The organism is Sphingomonas sp., from assembly GCF_036269755.1.
GTDB lineage: Bacteria > Pseudomonadota > Alphaproteobacteria > Sphingomonadales > Sphingomonadaceae > Sphingomonas.
The window spans coordinates 80,111-96,795 of sequence record NZ_DATBDV010000004.1 but is presented as its reverse complement, the minus strand read 5'-3'; the positions used below and the strand labels follow the sequence as shown (position 1 = coordinate 96,795).

21 protein-coding genes and 1 tRNA gene are annotated in these 16,685 nt (G+C 66.0%); 17 read left to right on the top strand and 5 right to left on the bottom strand.

The window, feature by feature from the left end; all coding sequences use genetic code 11:
• Positions 1 to 51 precede the first annotated feature (51 nt).
• The 7 genes from VH326_RS02800 (at position 52) to VH326_RS02770 (ending at position 4,305) form a co-directional block, all read left to right on the top strand.
• Entirely contained in the window at positions 52 to 915 is an 864-nt protein-coding gene (locus VH326_RS02800) for a hypothetical protein (protein WP_329630276.1), read from the top strand.
• Between the two features lie 48 nt (positions 916 to 963).
• Positions 964 to 1,039: transfer RNA gene (locus VH326_RS02795), tRNA-Thr, on the top strand.
• Between the two features lie 203 nt (positions 1,040 to 1,242).
• Positions 1,243 to 2,493, top strand: coding sequence for a divalent metal cation transporter (locus tag VH326_RS02790; RefSeq protein ID WP_329630275.1), 1,251 nt, complete (start codon positions 1,243 to 1,245; stop codon positions 2,491 to 2,493).
• A 16-nt stretch (positions 2,494 to 2,509) separates the two neighbouring features.
• On the top strand, positions 2,510 to 2,995 hold the full coding sequence (locus VH326_RS02785; protein WP_329630274.1) for a DUF421 domain-containing protein: 486 nt from the start codon (positions 2,510 to 2,512) through the stop codon (positions 2,993 to 2,995).
• A gap of 37 nt (positions 2,996 to 3,032) precedes the next feature.
• Positions 3,033 to 3,632 carry an isochorismatase family cysteine hydrolase gene (locus VH326_RS02780; protein WP_329630273.1) on the top strand — a complete coding sequence of 200 codons (600 nt, stop codon included), beginning with the start codon at positions 3,033 to 3,035 and terminating at the stop codon, positions 3,630 to 3,632.
• 92 nt (positions 3,633 to 3,724) lie between these two features.
• A complete protein-coding gene (locus VH326_RS02775; RefSeq protein ID WP_329630272.1) occupies positions 3,725 to 4,126 on the top strand; it encodes a hypothetical protein in 402 nt (133 codons plus the stop codon).
• Between the two features lie 11 nt (positions 4,127 to 4,137).
• On the top strand, positions 4,138 to 4,305 hold the full coding sequence (locus VH326_RS02770; RefSeq protein ID WP_329630271.1) for a hypothetical protein: 168 nt from the start codon (positions 4,138 to 4,140) through the stop codon (positions 4,303 to 4,305).
• An 82-nt stretch (positions 4,306 to 4,387) separates the two neighbouring features.
• On the opposite strand, the gene VH326_RS02765 is transcribed toward VH326_RS02770, so the two are convergent.
• The 3 genes from VH326_RS02765 to VH326_RS02755 all read right to left on the bottom strand — a co-directional run bounded on the left by VH326_RS02765 (position 4,388) and on the right by VH326_RS02755 (position 7,037).
• Positions 4,388 to 5,161, bottom strand: a complete 774-nt coding sequence (locus VH326_RS02765) for an SDR family NAD(P)-dependent oxidoreductase (protein ID WP_329630270.1) — start codon at positions 5,159 to 5,161, stop codon at positions 4,388 to 4,390.
• A 98-nt stretch (positions 5,162 to 5,259) separates the two neighbouring features.
• Positions 5,260 to 6,453, bottom strand: coding sequence for a zinc-dependent alcohol dehydrogenase (locus tag VH326_RS02760; protein ID WP_329630269.1), 1,194 nt, complete (start codon positions 6,451 to 6,453; stop codon positions 5,260 to 5,262).
• Positions 6,450 to 7,037, bottom strand: a complete 588-nt coding sequence (locus VH326_RS02755) for an SRPBCC family protein (protein WP_329630268.1) — start codon at positions 7,035 to 7,037, stop codon at positions 6,450 to 6,452. Before VH326_RS02755 ends, VH326_RS02760 begins: the two co-directional genes overlap by 4 nt.
• A 220-nt stretch (positions 7,038 to 7,257) precedes the next feature.
• Here VH326_RS02755 and VH326_RS02750 point away from each other — a divergent pair, with 220 nt between their 5' ends.
• From VH326_RS02750 to VH326_RS02740, 3 genes are read left to right on the top strand one after another with little or no spacing between them, the layout of a single operon-like run.
• Positions 7,258 to 7,782, top strand: coding sequence for a ferritin-like domain-containing protein (locus tag VH326_RS02750; protein WP_329630267.1), 525 nt, complete (start codon positions 7,258 to 7,260; stop codon positions 7,780 to 7,782).
• 59 nt (positions 7,783 to 7,841) lie between these two features.
• Positions 7,842 to 8,729 (top strand): SDR family oxidoreductase, encoded by an 888-nt coding sequence (locus VH326_RS02745; RefSeq protein WP_329630266.1) that lies wholly within the window; start codon positions 7,842 to 7,844, stop codon positions 8,727 to 8,729.
• A gap of 17 nt (positions 8,730 to 8,746) precedes the next feature.
• Entirely contained in the window at positions 8,747 to 9,043 is a 297-nt protein-coding gene (locus VH326_RS02740; RefSeq protein ID WP_329630265.1) for a plasmid stabilization protein, read from the top strand.
• A gap of 10 nt (positions 9,044 to 9,053) precedes the next feature.
• On the opposite strand, the gene VH326_RS02735 is transcribed toward VH326_RS02740, so the two are convergent.
• Positions 9,054 to 9,425, bottom strand: a complete 372-nt coding sequence (locus VH326_RS02735) for a ribose-phosphate pyrophosphokinase (RefSeq protein ID WP_329630264.1) — start codon at positions 9,423 to 9,425, stop codon at positions 9,054 to 9,056.
• A 64-nt stretch (positions 9,426 to 9,489) separates the two neighbouring features.
• On the opposite strand from VH326_RS02735, the gene VH326_RS02730 reads away from it, so the two are divergent.
• The 5 genes from VH326_RS02730 to VH326_RS02710 all read left to right on the top strand — a co-directional run bounded on the left by VH326_RS02730 (position 9,490) and on the right by VH326_RS02710 (position 14,187).
• Positions 9,490 to 10,182 (top strand): endonuclease/exonuclease/phosphatase family protein, encoded by a 693-nt coding sequence (locus VH326_RS02730; RefSeq protein WP_329630263.1) that lies wholly within the window; start codon positions 9,490 to 9,492, stop codon positions 10,180 to 10,182.
• A 7-nt stretch (positions 10,183 to 10,189) separates the two neighbouring features.
• Positions 10,190 to 12,475: a patatin-like protein gene (locus tag VH326_RS02725; protein ID WP_329630262.1), complete on the top strand. Its 2,286-nt coding sequence runs from the start codon at positions 10,190 to 10,192 to the stop codon at positions 12,473 to 12,475.
• A gap of 133 nt (positions 12,476 to 12,608) precedes the next feature.
• Positions 12,609 to 13,004, top strand: a complete 396-nt coding sequence (locus VH326_RS02720; RefSeq protein WP_329630261.1) for a hypothetical protein — start codon at positions 12,609 to 12,611, stop codon at positions 13,002 to 13,004.
• The gene (gene pyrF, locus VH326_RS02715; RefSeq protein ID WP_329630260.1) at positions 13,001 to 13,675 is read left to right on the top strand and encodes an orotidine-5'-phosphate decarboxylase; all 675 of its coding nucleotides are present in this window, start codon (positions 13,001 to 13,003) and stop codon (positions 13,673 to 13,675) included. Before VH326_RS02720 ends, pyrF begins: the two co-directional genes overlap by 4 nt.
• An 11-nt stretch (positions 13,676 to 13,686) precedes the next feature.
• On the top strand, positions 13,687 to 14,187 hold the full coding sequence (locus VH326_RS02710) for a GNAT family N-acetyltransferase (protein ID WP_414714249.1): 501 nt from the start codon (positions 13,687 to 13,689) through the stop codon (positions 14,185 to 14,187).
• On the opposite strand, the gene VH326_RS02705 is transcribed toward VH326_RS02710, so the two are convergent.
• Positions 14,156 to 14,728 carry a topology modulation protein gene (locus tag VH326_RS02705; protein ID WP_329630258.1) on the bottom strand — a complete coding sequence of 191 codons (573 nt, stop codon included), beginning with the start codon at positions 14,726 to 14,728 and terminating at the stop codon, positions 14,156 to 14,158. The genes VH326_RS02710 and VH326_RS02705 overlap by 32 nt on opposite strands.
• A 35-nt stretch (positions 14,729 to 14,763) precedes the next feature.
• On the opposite strand from VH326_RS02705, the gene VH326_RS02700 reads away from it, so the two are divergent.
• Both VH326_RS02700 and trpB read left to right on the top strand, forming a co-directional pair.
• Complete coding sequence (locus VH326_RS02700) at positions 14,764 to 15,405, top strand: phosphoribosylanthranilate isomerase (protein WP_329630257.1); 642 nt, start codon at positions 14,764 to 14,766, stop codon at positions 15,403 to 15,405.
• Complete coding sequence (gene trpB, locus VH326_RS02695; protein ID WP_329630256.1) at positions 15,402 to 16,631, top strand: tryptophan synthase subunit beta; 1,230 nt, start codon at positions 15,402 to 15,404, stop codon at positions 16,629 to 16,631. Before VH326_RS02700 ends, trpB begins: the two co-directional genes overlap by 4 nt.
• Positions 16,632 to 16,685 lie beyond the last annotated feature (54 nt).

Here is a 16,685-nt window from a genome sequence, read left to right as displayed (position 1 = left end):
TTGCGCGATGAGCGCGCCGAGCACCACCCAGCGATCCCGGCCTGCGCCGGGATGACGACTAAATCGCACTTCACGCGATTCGCCGCGATCGACTGGTCAGGTGCGAAGGGACGACGGCACAAAGGGATCGCGCTCGCGGTGTGCGACGCCGGCGATGTGGCGCCGGTGCTGGTCGATCCGCCCGACAGCGCCTGGTCGCGGACCGCGATCCTCGACTGGCTGCTCGCGCATCGCGAAGAGCCGATGCTGGTCGGGTTCGATATGAGTTTCTGCGCGCCATTCCTCGAACGCGGCGCCTACTTGCCCGGCGAAAGCACGCAGAGCGAGGCGCGAGCGTTCTGGGCGTATGTCGATGCCAACAGCCCCGACGAGGATCTCGGCGCCGCGTCGTTCCTCGACAGCCGGCGCGGCGTCCAATTCTACCTTGGGGCGGCGGACGGCGAGAAAGCGCGATTCCTGCACTTCCGCCGCGGCGAAGCGGCGTTCAATGCGAGCGGCGGCGGCAAGGCGACCACCGTGTACGACGCGATCGGCGCCGCGCAGGTCGCCAAAGCGAGCTTCGCGGGCATGCGGCTGCTCCATCATGTCGACCGAAGGATCGCGATTTGGCCGTTCGACCCTGTGCCGAGCAGAGGCATGCTGCTGGTCGAAATCTACACCGCGATCGCCGCCCGCGCCGCCGGGTTGCGCAAGGGCCTGAGCAAGCTGCGCACCGCCGAAGCGCTCGACGCGGCGCTGGCGGCGACCGGCTCGCAGCCGCATCGGCCACTGACGCGGTACGACGATCATTCGACCGATGCGATCCTCGCCGCCGCTTGGCTCCGCGCCAATGTCGCGCGCGCCGAACTGTGGGCACCCGCCGGCCTCACCCCAGAGATCGCGCGCACCGAAGGCTGGACCTTCGGCGTCGCCTGACGCATGGGCATCGGAGTCATTGGGACATTTCGGGGCTCGCGCCCCGGGGCCGGATTAGCTCAGCTGGTAGAGCAGCGGTTTTGTAAACCGAAGGTCGGGGGTTCGAGCCCCTCATCCGGCACCAGACATCGCCCTGGTGCAAGCCCTGCGACGCGTCAATGAGCCGCGGGAACGTAAATGGATAACATAGGTTATTCGCAGTTCCGGACGTTACCGCGCCGGAACGACGACGTCGGCTGTTCACGCGTACAAGGAACGAAGACTCATGCGATGGCCCTCCGAACGTCCTCGTAAGGCGATTCCCCACTTGATCGCATCGCTCCTCGCATGAAGCTTATCGACAAGCTCAGGCGGCTCGGGCCCGGCCTCGTCACGGGCGCGGCGGATGACGATCCCAGCGGCATCGCGACCTATTCGCAAGCCGGGGCGCAGTTCGGGCCGACGCTGTTGTGGACGATGGTATTCGCCTACCCGCTGATGGTCGCGGTCCAGCTGGCGAGCGCGCGGGTCGGGCGAGTCACGGGCAACGGGCTGTCGCACAATCTGAAGGCGATCATGCCCAACTGGGTCGTCATCGCGCTGGTGACTTTGCTGTGCTTCGCCAACACCATCAATATCGGTGCGGACCTCGCCGCGATGGGCGCGGCGTCGGCGCTGGCGGTGGGGAGCGGCGCGCATCTGTTCACGATGGGTTTCGCGCTGGTTTCGTTGCTGCTCCAGCTATTCGTCCCCTATCAGCGCTATGTCGCCTTTCTCAAATGGCTGACGCTGGTGCTGTTCGCCTATGTCGCGCTGATCTTCATGGTCCATGTTGACTGGCCCGCCGCGATCAAGGGGCTGGTGATCCCGACCATGGGCGGCGCCAAGGGCATCACGGTGATCGTCGCGATTTTCGGGACGACGATCAGCCCGTATCTGTTTTTCTGGCAGGCGGCGCAGGAAGTCGAGGAAGTCGACCACAGCGACGAACGCGAACCGTTGACCGAGGCGCCGCGCCAGGCCGACGATGCCTTCAGCCGGCTGCGCTGGGATACGTTCGGCGGCATGGCATTGTCGAACATCGTCGCGCTGGCGATCATGCTCGGCACGGCGGCAACGCTCCACGCCGCGGGGAAGACCGACATTGCGACGGCCGCCGACGCCGCTAAGGCCCTGCAGCCGGTCGCGGGCACCTTCGCCTTTGCGATCTTCAGCTTGGGCATCATCGGCACCGGCCTCTTGGCAGTACCGGTGCTCGCGGGATCCTCCGCCTATGCGGTGTGCGGCGTTGGCGGCTGGACCGCGGGCCTCGAGCACAAGCCGAGAGGCGCTCGCATATTCTATGCCGTGATCGTGCTGGGCATGCTGTTGGGGATCGGACTGGACTGGTCGCCGATCAATCCGATGAAGGCGTTGTTCTGGAGCGCGGTCGTCAACGGCGTGGTCGCGGTACCGATCCTCGTCGGGCTGATGCTGGTCGTCGCGCGCCGCGACATCATGGGCAAATTCGTCGCTTCGCCAATGCTCAAGATCTTTGGTTGGCTGACCACACTGGTCATGGGGATCGCAGCGATAGCGATGATCGTTACCCCCACCTGAAAGGTGGAGAACGACCATGGAGTGGCTGCAAGTAATCGTCGGGCCGGACAACGGCACGCCGAGCGTCGCGCAATTCTGCGCCCGCGCGGTCATTCTGTTCCTCTATGGCATTTTGTGCATCCGGATCGCGGGCCGGCGCACCTTTTCCAACCTCAGCCCGCTCGACATCATCGTCGCGATCGTCGTCGGCTCGAACATCAGCCGCGCGATGACGGGAAAGGCGCCCTTCGTGGCGACGATCGTCGCGACGTTGTTGCTCGTCGTCCTCCATCGGCTGGTGGCAAGGGCAACGGTGCACGCGAACTGGCTGGGACGCCTGGTCAAGGGCAAGCCCGTCACCCTCGTCCGCGACGGCCAGATCGATCGCGTTGCGATGCGCCGCCAGGACATCAGCGACGAAGATTTGCTCGAGGGGTTGCGGCTGAAACGCGCCGAGCACCCGAGCGATGTCCGTCTGGCGACGTTCGAGCGCGGCGGCAAGATCAGCGTCGTGCCGAAGTAGAGCGCGTCGCGCGCACCTCCACCAACGAGAAGGCCTCATGGACCAGGCAGACATTCCCTCAGCCCCCGCCCGCGACCAGCCCGGCAACAAGACCGCTTTGCTGATCATCGACATGATCAACCCGTTCGATTTCGAGGAGGGCGACGCCTCCCGCCGCGCGGCCGAGCCCGTCGCCGAGACGCTCGCTCAACTGCGGCGCGCCGCCGACGACGCCGGCGTGCCGACGATCTACGTCAACGACAATTTCGGACAATGGCATTCGGAGAAATCGCGGCTGGTCGAGCATGCGAGACCGAGCCTCGCCGGCGGCGCGATCGAGCCGCGAGACCAGGACTATTTCATCATCAAGCCGCAATTTTCGGGGTTCTATGCGACCAATCTGGCGGTGCTGTTGCCCAAACTCGGCGTGCGACGACTGATCCTGACCGGCATTGCGACCGAGATCTGCGTCCTGTTCACCGCGGGGGACGCGCACATGCGCGACTACGCGCTGTGGGTACCGGAGAATGGCGTAGTGCCAATCGACGAGCAGCGCGGCGCCGGCGCGCTCGAGATCATGCGAACCGTCATGGACGCGGAGACGAGGTCCACGACGGCGTTGAACCTGTCGGATTGGATCGCCGAGGGAGAGGAATAGGAAGCTTGTCATCGCCGCTTCGCGACAAAATCGCCGCAACCTTATCGGGCGCGGCGGCGTTCAATTCGTGAACCCATCCAAGGAGAATGACGATGCCCGACACGCCCGCCCTCAACCTGTCGTCCGACACTGCAGAATCCGGTTCGACGAAAACCGCCTTCCCCCAATTCGCGGTCGATGCCGCCAATCGCCAGATCGGCAAGGTCGGCGACGCGCTGACCGGTGCGGCGGACTCGATTGACAGCATGTTCGATCGGCAGGAGCTTCCCCTCTTCGGCGAACAGTTGCAGGGCTATGCGTCCGACGGCGCGGCCAGGCTTCGGCGCTGGGGCCAGCAGGCCGGCGAGCAGGATGCCGGGGAATTGATGGCGGATCTCCAGCGCACCGCGGCGGCCCGTCCGACGCTGGCAATCGCGCTCGGTGCCGGACTCGGCGCGGCCCTGGCGCTGTTGCTCGTTCAGACTGCGCCCTCCCCAGCGCCAACTCAGCCGTAGGAGGCCAAGCCATGGACGACACATCGATCAAGCCGACCAGCGAAACGCGCGCACCCAACCTGTCCACCGAGCATCAGGAGGATGGCGACGCGCGCCGCCCTTCGGACCAGCTCGACCGTAACCAGGCACCGCCCGAGGGTGATGGCGGCCGAAAGACGTCTTTCACCAAGAACGACTGACGCGGTTGCGCGCATCGCTCGCGGTCTGAGGGTCGAAGATGGCCAGCTTCGACCCCGCGAGCGATGCGCGCGTCGCTTGGGCTCAGCCTTTGTCGGCCGAGCCCGGTTCCGCCATCTTGCGATGGATCTCGGCGGGCACAGACTGCGGCATGACGCCAGCGGCCGCGACCTGAAGCTTGTTCTTCCAGCCAGAGATGATCGTGTCCTTGCCCGCCATGAGCGCGTCCCAGCCGTCCTTGGCGACGTCGGCGGGGTCGGACTTGCTGTCCGACTGACCGACGCTGGTGTCCATCATGTCCGCGCGCTTGAAGAATTCGGTCTCGACCGGACCCGGCTCGAGCGTGGTGATGGTGATGCCCTCATGCTCCTTGAGCTCATTGCGCAAGGCTGCCGTGAAGTTGTCCACGAACGCTTTGGTGCCGTTGTACACCGCCTGGAAGCTACCCGGCATCCAGCCGGCGATCGAGCCGGTGACGAGCACCTTGCCCTCGCCCTGCGCCACCATCTGCTTGAGCACCTTTTGCAACAGATACGTGGTGCCGGTGACGTTAGTGTCGATCACATGGCGCCACTCGGCAACGGCCTGCTCAAGGAAGCCGCGGCCGAGGCCGTGCCCGGCATTCGCGCAGAGCAAGTCGATCTGGCGTCCGCCCGCGGCTTCGATCAAGCGATCCACGCCTTCGAAGGTCGACAGATCGGTTTCGAGCGTCTGCGCGTTGCCGGGCAGCTCGCCCGCATTGTCGACGAACGGCGTGTCTGCGGCGAGCAGCAGATCGTAGCCATCGGCGGCGGCGAGCTTGGCGAGCTCGCGCCCGATGCCTGTCGATGCTCCGGTGATGATCGCAAATTTGGCCATTACCTCTATCCTTCCTTCCTAGATTCCGCCGCGGCGAAGCCGCGTCGTCGGTCCTCGGTGCCGCCGAGGCCGGCCGGCATTCGCGATCTCGCTGTCAGCTACGCTGCCTGCGTGCCGCTCATGCCGGGTTTCAGCACGACCTTCGTCACTTCGTTCTGGTTGTCGTGGAACATCTTGTAGCCCTCGGGCGCCTGTTCGAGCGGCAGGCGGTGCGAGATCAGAAACGTGGTGTCGATCTTGTCGTCGAGGACCGCCTGGAGCAGGCCGGGCATGTAGTGCTGCACGTGAGTCTGGCCGGTCTTGAGCGTCAGACCCTTCTCCATCAGCGCACCGAGCGGGAATTTGTCGACGAACCCGCCATAGACCGCGGGCATCGACACGCGCCCGCCCTTCCTGCAGGCGATGATCGCCTGGCGGATCGAGTGCGGACGATCGGTGCCGAGGAACGTGGAAGCCTTGATCTGGTCGATCACGTTGTCGGCGAAGAAGCCGTGCGCCTCCAGCCCGACCGCATCGATCACGGCGTCGGGACCGATCCCGCCGGTCATCTCCATCAGCGCTTCGTAAGTCTCGGTGTGCTCGAAATTGATCGTTTCGGCGCCGAACTTCCTGGCGAGTTCGAGCCGCGTCGGGAAATGGTCGATCGCGATCACACGCTCGGCACCCATCAGGAACGCCGATTGCACCGCGAATAGCCCGACTGGACCGCAGCCCCACACCGCGACGGTATCGCCGGGCTCGATCTCCGCATTCTCCGCCGCCATCCAGCCGGTCGGGAGAATGTCCGACAGGAACAGCACCTTGTCGTCGTCGATCCCGTCGGGAATGACGATCGGGCCAACGTCGCTGAACGGCACGCGGACATATTCGGCCTGGCCGCCGGCGTAGCCGCCGGTCATGTGGCTATAGCCGAACAGCCCCGCCATCGGGTGGCCATACAGTTCCTGCGCGATGTCCTGATTGTCGGCGGGCAAGCCGTTGTCGCACGCCGAATATTGGTGCTTGCCGCAATAATAGCAGCTGCCGCACGAGATGGTGAACGGCACCACGACGCGCTGGCCCTTCTTCAATGTCGATTTCGGACCGACCTCGACGACCTCGCCCATGAATTCGTGGCCGAGAATGTCGCCCGATTGCATCGTCGGGATGTAATGGTCGTAGAGGTGGAGGTCGGACCCGCAGATCGCGGTCGAGGTCACCTTAATGATGCAGTCGCGCGGATTGACGATTCCCGGATCGTCGACCGTGTCCATCCGCACATCGTGCTTGCCGTGCCAGGTAAGCGCTCTCACAACCCCATCTCCTCGAATTGCTTGCGGTTCATCGCGGGGGTGGCGATCTCACCTGTCTCCATCAATTGCTTGAAGCGCCGCAGGTCGCGCCTTGCCTGGATCGCGGGCTCGCGCTGGAACAGCTTGGCGATCAGCTTGCCGATCGTTCCGGCGGGCGGTTCATACGCAATCGTCGCGGTGACGATGGTGCCGCGTGCGCCGGCATCGCGAAACTCGATCTTGCCCGAATTGGGAACGTCGGCGCCCTCGTCCGATCGCCAGCTGATCTCCTCGTTTTCGACCTCCCGGGTGACGGTGGCGTCCCATTCCACCGTCTTGCCGCCCGGCGCCTTGACCACCCAGTGCGAGTGCGTCGCGTCGCGCACGTCGATCCGCACGATGTTCTCCATGAAGCTGGGAACGTTCGAGAAATCGCGGAAATAGGCGTAAAGCTCGACGACCGGCCGATTGATCGTAACCGAGCGCCCGACCAGCTCGCGATCCGCGTCGAGATCCTTGGCGGTCGTCGGCGGGGCGTCGTCGCGGGTGTCCCGCGGCTCGACTTCGGGCGGCGCGTCGGCGGTATTAACGTCGTTGGGGGGCATGTCAGTCTCCAGGCTGGCGACGCCCCTTCCAACCGCATGGCAGCCCTTCGGTTCCGGACAAAATTCGCGTGGCGAGCGGCGCCACGGAGAGCCAACTAACTTAGGTTAGGCGAAAATATTTTCGCGCCGACGCAGCAAGATGCGCGGTCGCGGGTTCTCTTGGTGTCCGCCGGGCGAAACGCCCGCACCACCACCGACCCTGCCGCAGAGGAGAGCCACGATGGGCCTGTTCACCAAAGATATCGAGACGCTGCACGATCTGTTCCTGCACACGCTGCAGGATATCTATTATGCCGAGAACCAGATCACCAAGGCGCTGCCCAAGATGATCGAGAAGGCCACCGATGGCCAGTTGCGTGCCGGGTTCGAACAGCATCTGGAGGAAACCCGCGGGCAAATCGATCGGCTGGAGCAAGTGTTCGAATTGCTTGGCGAAAAGGCCAAGGCGGTCGATTGCCCGGCGATCGACGGCATCATCAAGGAAGCCAACGAAGTTGCCGGCGACATCGCCGACAAGGCGGTGCTCGACGCCGGCCTGATCGCGTCGGCGCAAGCGGTCGAGCATTACGAGATCACGCGGTACGGCACGCTGATCGCCTGGGCGAACCAGATGGGCCACGACCAGGTGGTGCCACTGCTCCAGGCGACCCTCGACGAGGAAAAGGCGACCGACGAGAAGCTCACCGGGCTGGCGGAGAGCGGCGCCAATGCGCGGGCGCCGCAGACGCAGCGCGAAGACGCCTGAGCCATCGGAATGGGCGGCGGCGCGCGCCGTCGCCCGCATCCTCACGACCGGAGAGAAGAATGTCCGATATGCTGATCGACCCGCAGGATAAATATCACAGCGAAGGCTTCGCGGAGCAGCCGCAGGAATGGCCGGGGCTTCAGCGCGACATGGATCCGGTGCCCGACTGCGGCGAGGACAGCTATGTCGGGACTGGCCGGCTGAAAGGACGCCACGCGCTGGTCACCGGCGGCGATTCGGGGATCGGCCGCGCCGCAACGATCGCCTTCGCGCGCGAGGGCGCCAAGGTAGCGATCAACTATCATCCGCGCGAGCAGCCAGACGCAGATGACTTGAAGCAGGTGCTCGAACGCGACGGCATCGATCTGGTGCAACTGCCGGGCGACCTGACCGATGAGGCGTTTTGCCTCAAGCTCCTCGACGATGCGCGCGAGCAACTCGGCGGCCTCGACCTACTGGTCAGCAACGCCGGCTATCAACAAGCGCAGAAATCGATCGCCGACATCACCCACGAGCAATTCGACCGGACGATGAAGACCAACGTCTACGCGATGTTCTGGATGTCGAAACGCGCCACGGAATTCATGCCGCCCGGTTCGGCCATCATCAACACCGCGAGCGTCAACAGCTTCAACCCGGTCGAGGAATTGCTCGATTACGCGACGACCAAGGGCGCGATCGAGATCTTTACCAAAGGGCTCGCCAAACAACTCGGGAGCAAGGGCATCCGAGTCAACGCCGTCGCACCCGGGCCGGTATGGACGCCGCTACAGATTTCGGGCGGCCAGCTCGAAGGCAAGGTCGAAAAGTTCGGGCAGGACACTGCGCTCGGCCGTGCCGGCCAGCCTGCCGAATTGGCCGGCCTCTATGTCACGCTCGCCGAGCAAACCAACAGCTTCACCACCGGCAGCGTATTCGGCGCCAATGGCGGGACCGGGGTCATCTAACCAGCAAGGAGCACGAAATGCCACGCGGAGACAAATCGAGCTACACCGACAAGCAGAAACGCAAGGCCGAGCACATCGAGGAAGGCTACGAAGATCGTGGCGTCGGCAAGGACGAAGCCGAACGCCGCGCCTGGGCCACCGTCAACAAGGAATCGGGTGGCGGCAAGAAGTCGGGCTCAGGCCGCGGCAAGAAAGAAAACCACGAAAGCTCGCGCAAGGGCGGTCGGAAGGGTGGCAGCAGCCAGAGCCATGCGGAGCGGTCAGCGGCCGCGAAGAAGGGTTGGGAGACGCGGCGCAAGAAGGGCAACGGATGACGTTGCCGGTTCAAGCCGAGGCTTGGTGCCGCCAATAGTCGAACGCGATCTGTTGTTGCTCGCGCACGAGCTTTGCGGCGCGCGGGCCGGTCCAGGGGCCGCCATAGCCGAGCACGAACGCCCGCGCTCCGCCCCACCAGCCCTGCCCCGGCAGCCCGTCCGATTCGCGCACCACCAGCACGGCCAATTCAGGCTCGCCTGCGGCGATCGCCGCCTCGTCGACGACGTCGAGCGTCTTGCACACAGCCCGCATCTTCGGCCGCGTGAAGCGGTGCCCGAGCGCCCCCAGCAATTCGGAATAGCTGACCGCCCGGCCCTCGCCCGCCGCTTCGAGCAGCAGCGCACGCACGCGGGCGACATCGGCGATCGAAGAGTCGGTCATTGCCGCGCACCGATACACCGCCTAGGTGAAACCCGCACCATGCGGAGGGCGTTACGCCGGCTCAATGATCAAGGTCGCGAGCTATAATATCCGCAAGGGCGTGGGCACCGACCGTATCCGCAGCCCCGATCGCATCCTGCACGTGCTGCACGAAATCGATGCCGACATCATCGCGCTGCAGGAAGCCGATCGCCGCTTCGGCCGCCGCGCGGCGATCCTCCCGCCGCACCACCTCGCCGACCACAGCCCGTGGAAGGCGGTCCCGTTCGGGAACGAGCAATCGAGCGGGTGGCATGGCAACGTGCTGCTCGTCCGCAAGGAAGCGGAGATCCTCGATTGCGAGGCGATCCACTTGCCCACGCTCGAGCCGCGCGGCGCGGTAATGGCCGATCTGCGCGTCAACGGCATCGCGGTGCGCGTCGTGGGGATGCATCTCGACCTGTCGGGGCTGATGCGGCGGCGCCAGGCGGAATCGATCCTCGCGCACCTCGATTCGGCCGCCAGGCGCCTGCCCACGGTGATGATGGGCGATCTCAACGAATGGACGCGGCGCTCTGGGTGCCTCAAGGACTTCGCCGAGCGCTTCACGATCGCGGCGACCGGCCCCAGCTTCCACGCGCGGCGTCCGGTCGGGCGGCTCGACCGCATCATGGCGTCGCCCGAGCTCAGGATCGCGGATTGCGGGGTGCACCACTCGCCCGCCTCGCGGACCGCCTCCGACCATCTCCCGATCTGGGCCAGGGTCGAGCCCTCGTGACACCGCGATGAAGCGCGAAAAAGAGCTGCGCATGGCACTGGTCTGCTACGGCGGGATCAGCCTGGCGGTGTACATGCACGGCATCACCAAGGAGATCTGGCGGGTCGCGCGCGCCTCCCGCGCGTTCCACGCCGCCGAAACACTGCCCGTGAGCTCGACCGAATGCGTCTATTGCGCGTTGCTCGGCGAGATCGAGCGCGAGGCCGGTGTTCGGTTGCGCGTGCTTCCCGACATCATCGCGGGCGCCAGCGCGGGCGGGATCAACGGCGTGTTCCTCGCGCAAGCGATCGCCACCGGGCAGAGCCTCGAGCCGCTGACCAAATTGTGGCTGGAGGCAGCCGATATCGAAGCGCTGATCGATCCCGAAGCCGCACCCTCCAACCGCTTCTCGAAGGCGTGGGCGGTGCCGATCGCGTGGATGGCGCAGCGCCGGGCCAATGCCAGCGTCGACGAGCTGGTCGAATCGGAGGCGCGCGAGGAGGTCCGTCACAAGCTCTCGCATTTCGTGCGATCGCGCTGGTTCGAGCCGCCGTTCGGGGGCAAGCGATTCGTCGGGCTGATCCTGGACGCGCTCGATGCGATGGCGAAGACCGAGGCGGACGGACGGTTGCTGCCCGAAGGCCAACCGCTCGACCTGTTCGTGACGGTGACCGATTTTCGGGGCCATCCCGAGCGGCTGCAACTCAACTCGCCGCCCGAGGTGCTTGAGACCGAGCATCGCCTGGTCATCCCCTTCACGGATCACGGCGATGCCGCGTTCGCCGATCCAGCCGAGCTGACCTTCGCCGCGCGGGCGACGTCGAGCTTCCCCGGCGCCTTCCCGCCCTTCTCGGTCGGCGAGCTCGACACCGTGCTCGAACAGCGCAACATGCAATGGCCCACGCGCACGGCCTTCCTGGCGCGCATCCTGCCGCGCCATTTCGCCGCGAACTCCGCCGAAAAGGCGGTGCTGATCGACGGATCGGTGCTCGCCAACGCCCCTTTCCGTCCCGCGATCGACGCATTGCGCGAACGTCCCGCGCGTCGCGAGATCGACCGGCGCTTCGTCTATATCGACCCCTTCCCCGGGCTCGGCTTCCAGATCGGCGCGACCGCGGCCGAGAGCCCGGGTTTCTTCCAGACGATCATCGGCGCGATCTCCGAATTGCCGCGCCAACAACCGATCCGCGACAATCTGGAGGCGATCCAGGAACGTAGCGCGCGAATCGAGCGGATGCGCAGCATCACGCACGCGATCCGACCCGAGGTCGAAGCACAGATCGAGGCGCTGTTCGGCTATACGCTGTTTCTCGATTCCCCGACGCCGGCGCGGCTCGTGGCGTGGCGGATCAAGGCGCAGAACGCCGCCGCCGCCAAGGCCGGGTTCGCCTACGCCGCCTACGGTCACTTGAAGACCGCAGGCGTGATCGACCTGATCACCAACCTCCTCCAGGCGGTCGGCGGCGAGGCCGGCCCCGAGCGGCTGGCGCGGATCCGCGGCGTGGTGACGAAGACCGTGGCGGAGATGAATGGCGACCTGACCTTCTCGGGCAAGGCGAGCCGGAGCGCGATCCTGTTCCTGCGGTCGTTCGACCTGGGCTTTCGCATCCGCCGCCTGCGGCTGGTCGCGCGGCGGCTGACCGAGCTCGAAGAGGAATTGGAGGAAGGCGATCTCGCCGCCGCGCGCGACGCGATCTACGACGCGCTGGCCGCCTATCTCGAAGCCAAGCGCACCGACCCGCACGCGCACTTGAAGCGCGAGGTCCGGGCGCTCCACCGCGACGCGATGCCGTTGCTCCACCAACTCGCGCGTTCGCTCGACCTCAAACGCCTCGATGCGCAGACCGACAAGGCGCTCGCCGACGCGTTTGCGGGCATGCCCAAGGACGTCAAACGGCCGCTGCTGCTGTCCTATCTCGGCTTTCCGTTCTTCGACGTCGCGACTTTGCCGCTGCTCCAGGGCGAAGGGCTCGACGAATTCGACCCGATCAAGGTCGATCGCATCGCGCCCGAGGACGCCACTGCGATCCGCAAGGGCGGCGCCGAGGCGACGCTGAAGGGAACGCAGTTCAACAGCTTCGGCGCGTTCTTCAGCCGCGCCTATCGCGAGAACGACTATCTGTGGGGCCGCCTCCATGGCGCCGAGCGGATGATCGACATCATCGTCTCCGCGCTCCCGCCGCGCGCGCGGATGAAGCCCGGACGGGTCGCGGCGATCAAGCGCCAGGCGTTCCACGCCATCCTCGACGAGGAAGAGCCGCGGTTGGCAGCGGTGCCGGGGTTGATCGAGGCGCTGCGCAAGGAAGTGGGATAGGCTCCGTCGCCCCGGCGGAGGCCGGGGCCGCTGCATGGCGGGGTGACTGCTTCCCACGCCAGCGGTCCCGGCCTTCGCCGGGACGACGGCTTGCTCTGGCCAAACCCACCCTGCCCCGCTAGCGTCCCGGTCCATGCAGTTCCTCAAGATCCTGCTTTGGTGCCTGCTCGCGTTCGTCGCAGCGATATTCACCTTCGGCAATTGGACATGGGTGTCGATCAACCTGTGGGGCGGGTTGGTCGCCGAGGTGAACCTGCCGTTCCTGATGCTGCTGATGTTCCTCGCGGGGCTGGTGCCGACCTGGCTGTATTTTCGCACGCAGCGCTGGCGGTTGGCGCAGCGTCTCAGCACCGCCGAGCGCATCATTGCCGACCTGAAGCCGACGCCGAACGTCGCCGTCGTCGACCCCCCGATCGCTTCGGCAGCGCCCGCCGCGCCCGTGATACCCGTGACGCCGCCACCGCCACCGCCACCGCCGCCGCCGTCCCGGAAATCATCCAACCAGCCGCCGCTGGACCTGGAGCCATGACGAGCCGGCTGTACGTGGCGCTCGATACCCCCGACATCGAGCGCGCCAAGACGATCGCAACGCGAGTCCGCCACCATGTCGGCGGGATCAAGCTGGGCCTTGAATTCTTCATGGCGAACGGCCGCCACGGCGTTGGCGAAATGCACGAGCTCGGGCTGCCGATCTTTCTCGATTTGAAGCTCCACGACATCCCCAACACGGTCGGCAAGGCGATCCAGTCGTTGCGCGGGCTCGATCCCGCGGTGCTGACCGTCCATGCCGGCGGTGGCCGCGCGATGCTGGAGGATGCCAAGGCGGCGGCGCCGATCGACACCAAGATCGTCGCGGTCACGATGTTGACGAGCCTGGACGACAGCGACTTGCGCGCGACCGGGGTTTCGGGGTCGGCGCACGATCAAGTGCTGCGGCTGACCGAGCTGGCGATGGAAGCGGGACTCGACGGCGTGGTCTGCTCGGGCAACGAAGTCGCCGCTGCGCATAAGGCATGGCCCAAGGGCTTCTTCGTGGTCCCCGGCGTGCGCCCCGCCAATGGCAGCATCGGCGACCAGAAGCGCGTCGTTACCCCACGCGCCGCACTAGACGCCGGCGCATCGATCCTGGTGGTTGGGCGCCCGATCACTGGTGCCGACGATCCCGACATGGCCGCGCGCGAGATCGGGGCGACGTTATAGCCTTGCCCGCGCTGACGATTCGGCCTGCCACTCCCGACGATCTCGCGACGCTCCAGCCGCTGATCCGGCGCGCCTATCGCGGCGACAGCGCGCGTGCTGGGTGGACACACGAGGCCGATCTCCTGGAGGGCGAGCGGATCGGCAGCGACGAGCTGGCGGCGATGGTTGCCGCGTCGACCGAACGCCTGCTGCTCGCCTTCGAACGCGATCGCATGATCGGCTGCGTCCGCGTGGCCGATTTGGGCGGCGGGCTGGCGTATCTTGGGCTGTTGTGCATCGATCCGCTGCTCCAGGCGCGCGGTTATGGCAAGCAACTGATCGCCGCCGCCGAAGCGACCGCGCGCGACGAATTCAACGCCGATCGCATCGAGATGACGGTGATCGAGAGCCGCCGGGAACTGATCGATTATTACCTACGGCGCGGATACGTCGCGACCGCTGAACGACGCGATTTCCCCGTGCCGCTCGACCCGTCTTTATTCATGACGGTGCTCGAAAAGCCGTTGCGTTAGCCGCCGCGGCGGCAAGGCCATCGCGCTGCAATGTTCGGGCGAACGTCGCCTGATCCTGCCGATCGCAAAACCGAAGCGTGCGCACGCCGCTCGCGTCCAGCGCCGCGATGATCTTGGGCCGCTGCCGGCGGCGGAACGTCACGACGTAATGCAAGAATTCGAGGTCTAGCTTTTCCGGGCATCCCTCGCCCATGTCCGGCCGCACCCGGCCGCGTAGCGCGACGAAACGCTGGATAACGCGCCACAGGCACAGCCAGGTCGGCGGATCGAGGAAGATCGCCAGATCCGCGCGTGCCAGCCGCGCCGGCAACGATGCGCCATATTGCCCGTCGATCACCCATTCGGGCTGCGCCGCGATCTCTGTTAGCCGCGCTTGCCATGCCTCGCGATCGGGCTCGACCCACCCCGGCTGCCAATGTTCTTTGTCGAGATGCACGACCGGGAGCCCCGTGATCTCGCCGATCCGCCGCGCCAGCGTCGACTTGCCCGCGCCCGAACTGCCCAGCACGGCGATGCGGCGCAACGGTTGGTCGTCCGGCATGGTCATCCGCCCCCGCCCGCGTCTATAGCGCGCCGATGTCTCGCGTCACCGCCAAGATTTGCGGCCTCTCCAACCCCGAAACGCTCGATGCCGCGATCGCGGGCGGGGCGAGTCACGTCGGCCTGGTGTTCTTTCCACCCAGTCCCCGCGCGGTGTCCTTCGAAGCGGCCGCTGGACTCGCGGCGCGCGTGCCGTCGCACGTCGCGAAGGTCGGCATTTTCGTCGATCCGTGCAACGCCCTGATCGACGAAGCGATCGAGGCGGGCGCCCTTGACGTGATCCAGCTCCATTCGGTGACGCCCGGTCGCGCCGCAGCCTTGAAGCAGCACACCGGCTTAGAGATATGGGTCGCGGTGCCGATCAAGACGCGCAGCGATCTCGACAGCGCGACCAAGTATGAGGGCGCGGCCGATAAAATCGTCTATGACGCCAAGACGCCGGGCGGCGCCGCGCTGCCCGGCGGCATGGGGTTGCGGTTCGATTGGAGCGTGCTTGACGGGTTCCATCACCCGCTGCCCTGGGCGCTCTCCGGAGGCCTGACCCCGGACAACGTCGCCGAGGCAGCGCGCCGCACCGGCGCGACCCTGGTCGACGTGTCCTCGGGAGTCGAGACCGCGCCTGGCTCCAAGGATGTGGACAAAATCGCCGCGTTCCTTCAGGCGGTCGCGCAGCTATGACCGCCCCCAATTCCTACCGCGCGCAGCCTGACGATCGCGGGCACTTCGGCCAGTTCGGCGGGCGCTACGTCCCCGAGACGCTGATGCCGCTGATCCTCGACCTCGAGCGCGAGTATCGCGCGGCGAAGGCCGATCGCGCGTTCCGCGCGCAGTTCGACGACCTGCTCGAACATTATGTCGGCCGCCCCAGCCCGCTTTATTATGCCGAGCGGCTGACCGACGCGCTTCGCGAGAGCGCGCCCGCGGGCAAGGGCGCGCAAGTGTGGTTCAAGCGCGACGAGCTCAACCATACCGGCGCGCACAAGATCAACAATTGCATCGGCCAGATCCTGCTCGCGATCCGCATGGGCAAGACCCGGATCATCGCCGAGACGGGTGCCGGCCAGCACGGCGTCGCCACCGCGACCGTCTGCGCGCGGTTCGGGTTGCCGTGCGTGATCTATATGGGCGCGAAGGACGTCGCACGGCAGCAGCCCAACGTGTTCCGCATGAAGCTGCTCGGAGCCGAGGTGATCCCCGTCACTTCCGGCGCGAACACGCTCAAGGATGCGATGAACGAGGCGCTGCGCGATTGGGTCGCGAACGTCCACGACACCTTCTACATCATCGGCACGGCTGCGGGGCCGCATCCATATCCCGAATTGGTGCGCGATTTTCAAAGCGTCATTGGAACCGAGGCGCGTGCGCAGATGCTGGCGCGCACCGGCCGGCTGCCCGATCTGCTCGTCGCGGCGATCGGCGGCGGGTCGAACGCGATCGGGCTGTTCCACCCGTTTCTCGATGATCCCGACGTGAAGATGCTCGGCGTCGAGGCGGCGGGCGAGGGGCTCGACGCCAGGCATGCCGCTAGTCTCGCGGGCGGGCTCCCCGGCATCCTCCATGGCAACAAGACCTACCTGCTACAGGACGAGGACGGCCAAATCGCCGAGGCGCATTCGATTTCGGCCGGGTTGGATTATCCGGGCATCGGGCCCGAGCATTCATGGCTCAAGGAAATCGGGCGAGTCGAATATACCAGCGCGACCGACACCGAGGCGCTCGATGCATTCCAGCTGCTGTGCCGCACCGAGGGCATCATCCCCGCACTAGAACCCTCGCACGCTATCGCAGCAGTAGCGCATAAGGCACGGGAAATGGACGAGGATCAGATGATCCTCGCCAATCTGTGCGGGCGCGGCGACAAGGACATCTTCACCGTCGCCGAGGCGTTGGGGGTGGCGATATGAGGGGCAGGCTCTTCGCCGAAGCGGCGTTTCAGATCGTAATCTTCCTGATCATTG

Excerpts from the sequence above, each read along its gene's own strand:
- VH326_RS02735 (WP_329630264.1), bottom strand. The coding sequence starts at position 9,425 with ATGACCGACTCTTCGATCGCCGATGTCGCCCGCGTGCGTGCGCTGCTG.
- VH326_RS02780 (WP_329630273.1), top strand. The coding sequence starts at position 3,033 with ATGGACCAGGCAGACATTCCCTCAGCCCCCGCCCGCGACCAGCCCGGC.
- VH326_RS02745 (WP_329630266.1), top strand. The coding sequence starts at position 7,842 with ATGTCCGATATGCTGATCGACCCGCAGGATAAATATCACAGCGAAGGC.
- trpB (WP_329630256.1), top strand. The coding sequence starts at position 15,402 with ATGACCGCCCCCAATTCCTACCGCGCGCAGCCTGACGATCGCGGGCAC.
- VH326_RS02705 (WP_329630258.1), bottom strand. The coding sequence starts at position 14,728 with ATGCCGGACGACCAACCGTTGCGCCGCATCGCCGTGCTGGGCAGTTCG.
- VH326_RS02790 (WP_329630275.1), top strand. The coding sequence starts at position 1,243 with ATGAAGCTTATCGACAAGCTCAGGCGGCTCGGGCCCGGCCTCGTCACG.
- VH326_RS02730 (WP_329630263.1), top strand. The coding sequence starts at position 9,490 with ATGATCAAGGTCGCGAGCTATAATATCCGCAAGGGCGTGGGCACCGAC.
- VH326_RS02740 (WP_329630265.1), top strand. The coding sequence starts at position 8,747 with ATGCCACGCGGAGACAAATCGAGCTACACCGACAAGCAGAAACGCAAG.
- VH326_RS02785 (WP_329630274.1), top strand. The coding sequence starts at position 2,510 with ATGGAGTGGCTGCAAGTAATCGTCGGGCCGGACAACGGCACGCCGAGC.
- VH326_RS02770 (WP_329630271.1), top strand. The coding sequence starts at position 4,138 with ATGGACGACACATCGATCAAGCCGACCAGCGAAACGCGCGCACCCAAC.
- VH326_RS02725 (WP_329630262.1), top strand. The coding sequence starts at position 10,190 with ATGAAGCGCGAAAAAGAGCTGCGCATGGCACTGGTCTGCTACGGCGGG.
- VH326_RS02700 (WP_329630257.1), top strand. The coding sequence starts at position 14,764 with ATGTCTCGCGTCACCGCCAAGATTTGCGGCCTCTCCAACCCCGAAACG.
- VH326_RS02720 (WP_329630261.1), top strand. The coding sequence starts at position 12,609 with ATGCAGTTCCTCAAGATCCTGCTTTGGTGCCTGCTCGCGTTCGTCGCA.
- VH326_RS02800 (WP_329630276.1), top strand. The coding sequence starts at position 52 with ATGACGACTAAATCGCACTTCACGCGATTCGCCGCGATCGACTGGTCA.
- pyrF (WP_329630260.1), top strand. The coding sequence starts at position 13,001 with ATGACGAGCCGGCTGTACGTGGCGCTCGATACCCCCGACATCGAGCGC.
- VH326_RS02765 (WP_329630270.1), bottom strand. The coding sequence starts at position 5,161 with ATGGCCAAATTTGCGATCATCACCGGAGCATCGACAGGCATCGGGCGC.
- VH326_RS02750 (WP_329630267.1), top strand. The coding sequence starts at position 7,258 with ATGGGCCTGTTCACCAAAGATATCGAGACGCTGCACGATCTGTTCCTG.
- VH326_RS02775 (WP_329630272.1), top strand. The coding sequence starts at position 3,725 with ATGCCCGACACGCCCGCCCTCAACCTGTCGTCCGACACTGCAGAATCC.
- VH326_RS02755 (WP_329630268.1), bottom strand. The coding sequence starts at position 7,037 with ATGCCCCCCAACGACGTTAATACCGCCGACGCGCCGCCCGAAGTCGAG.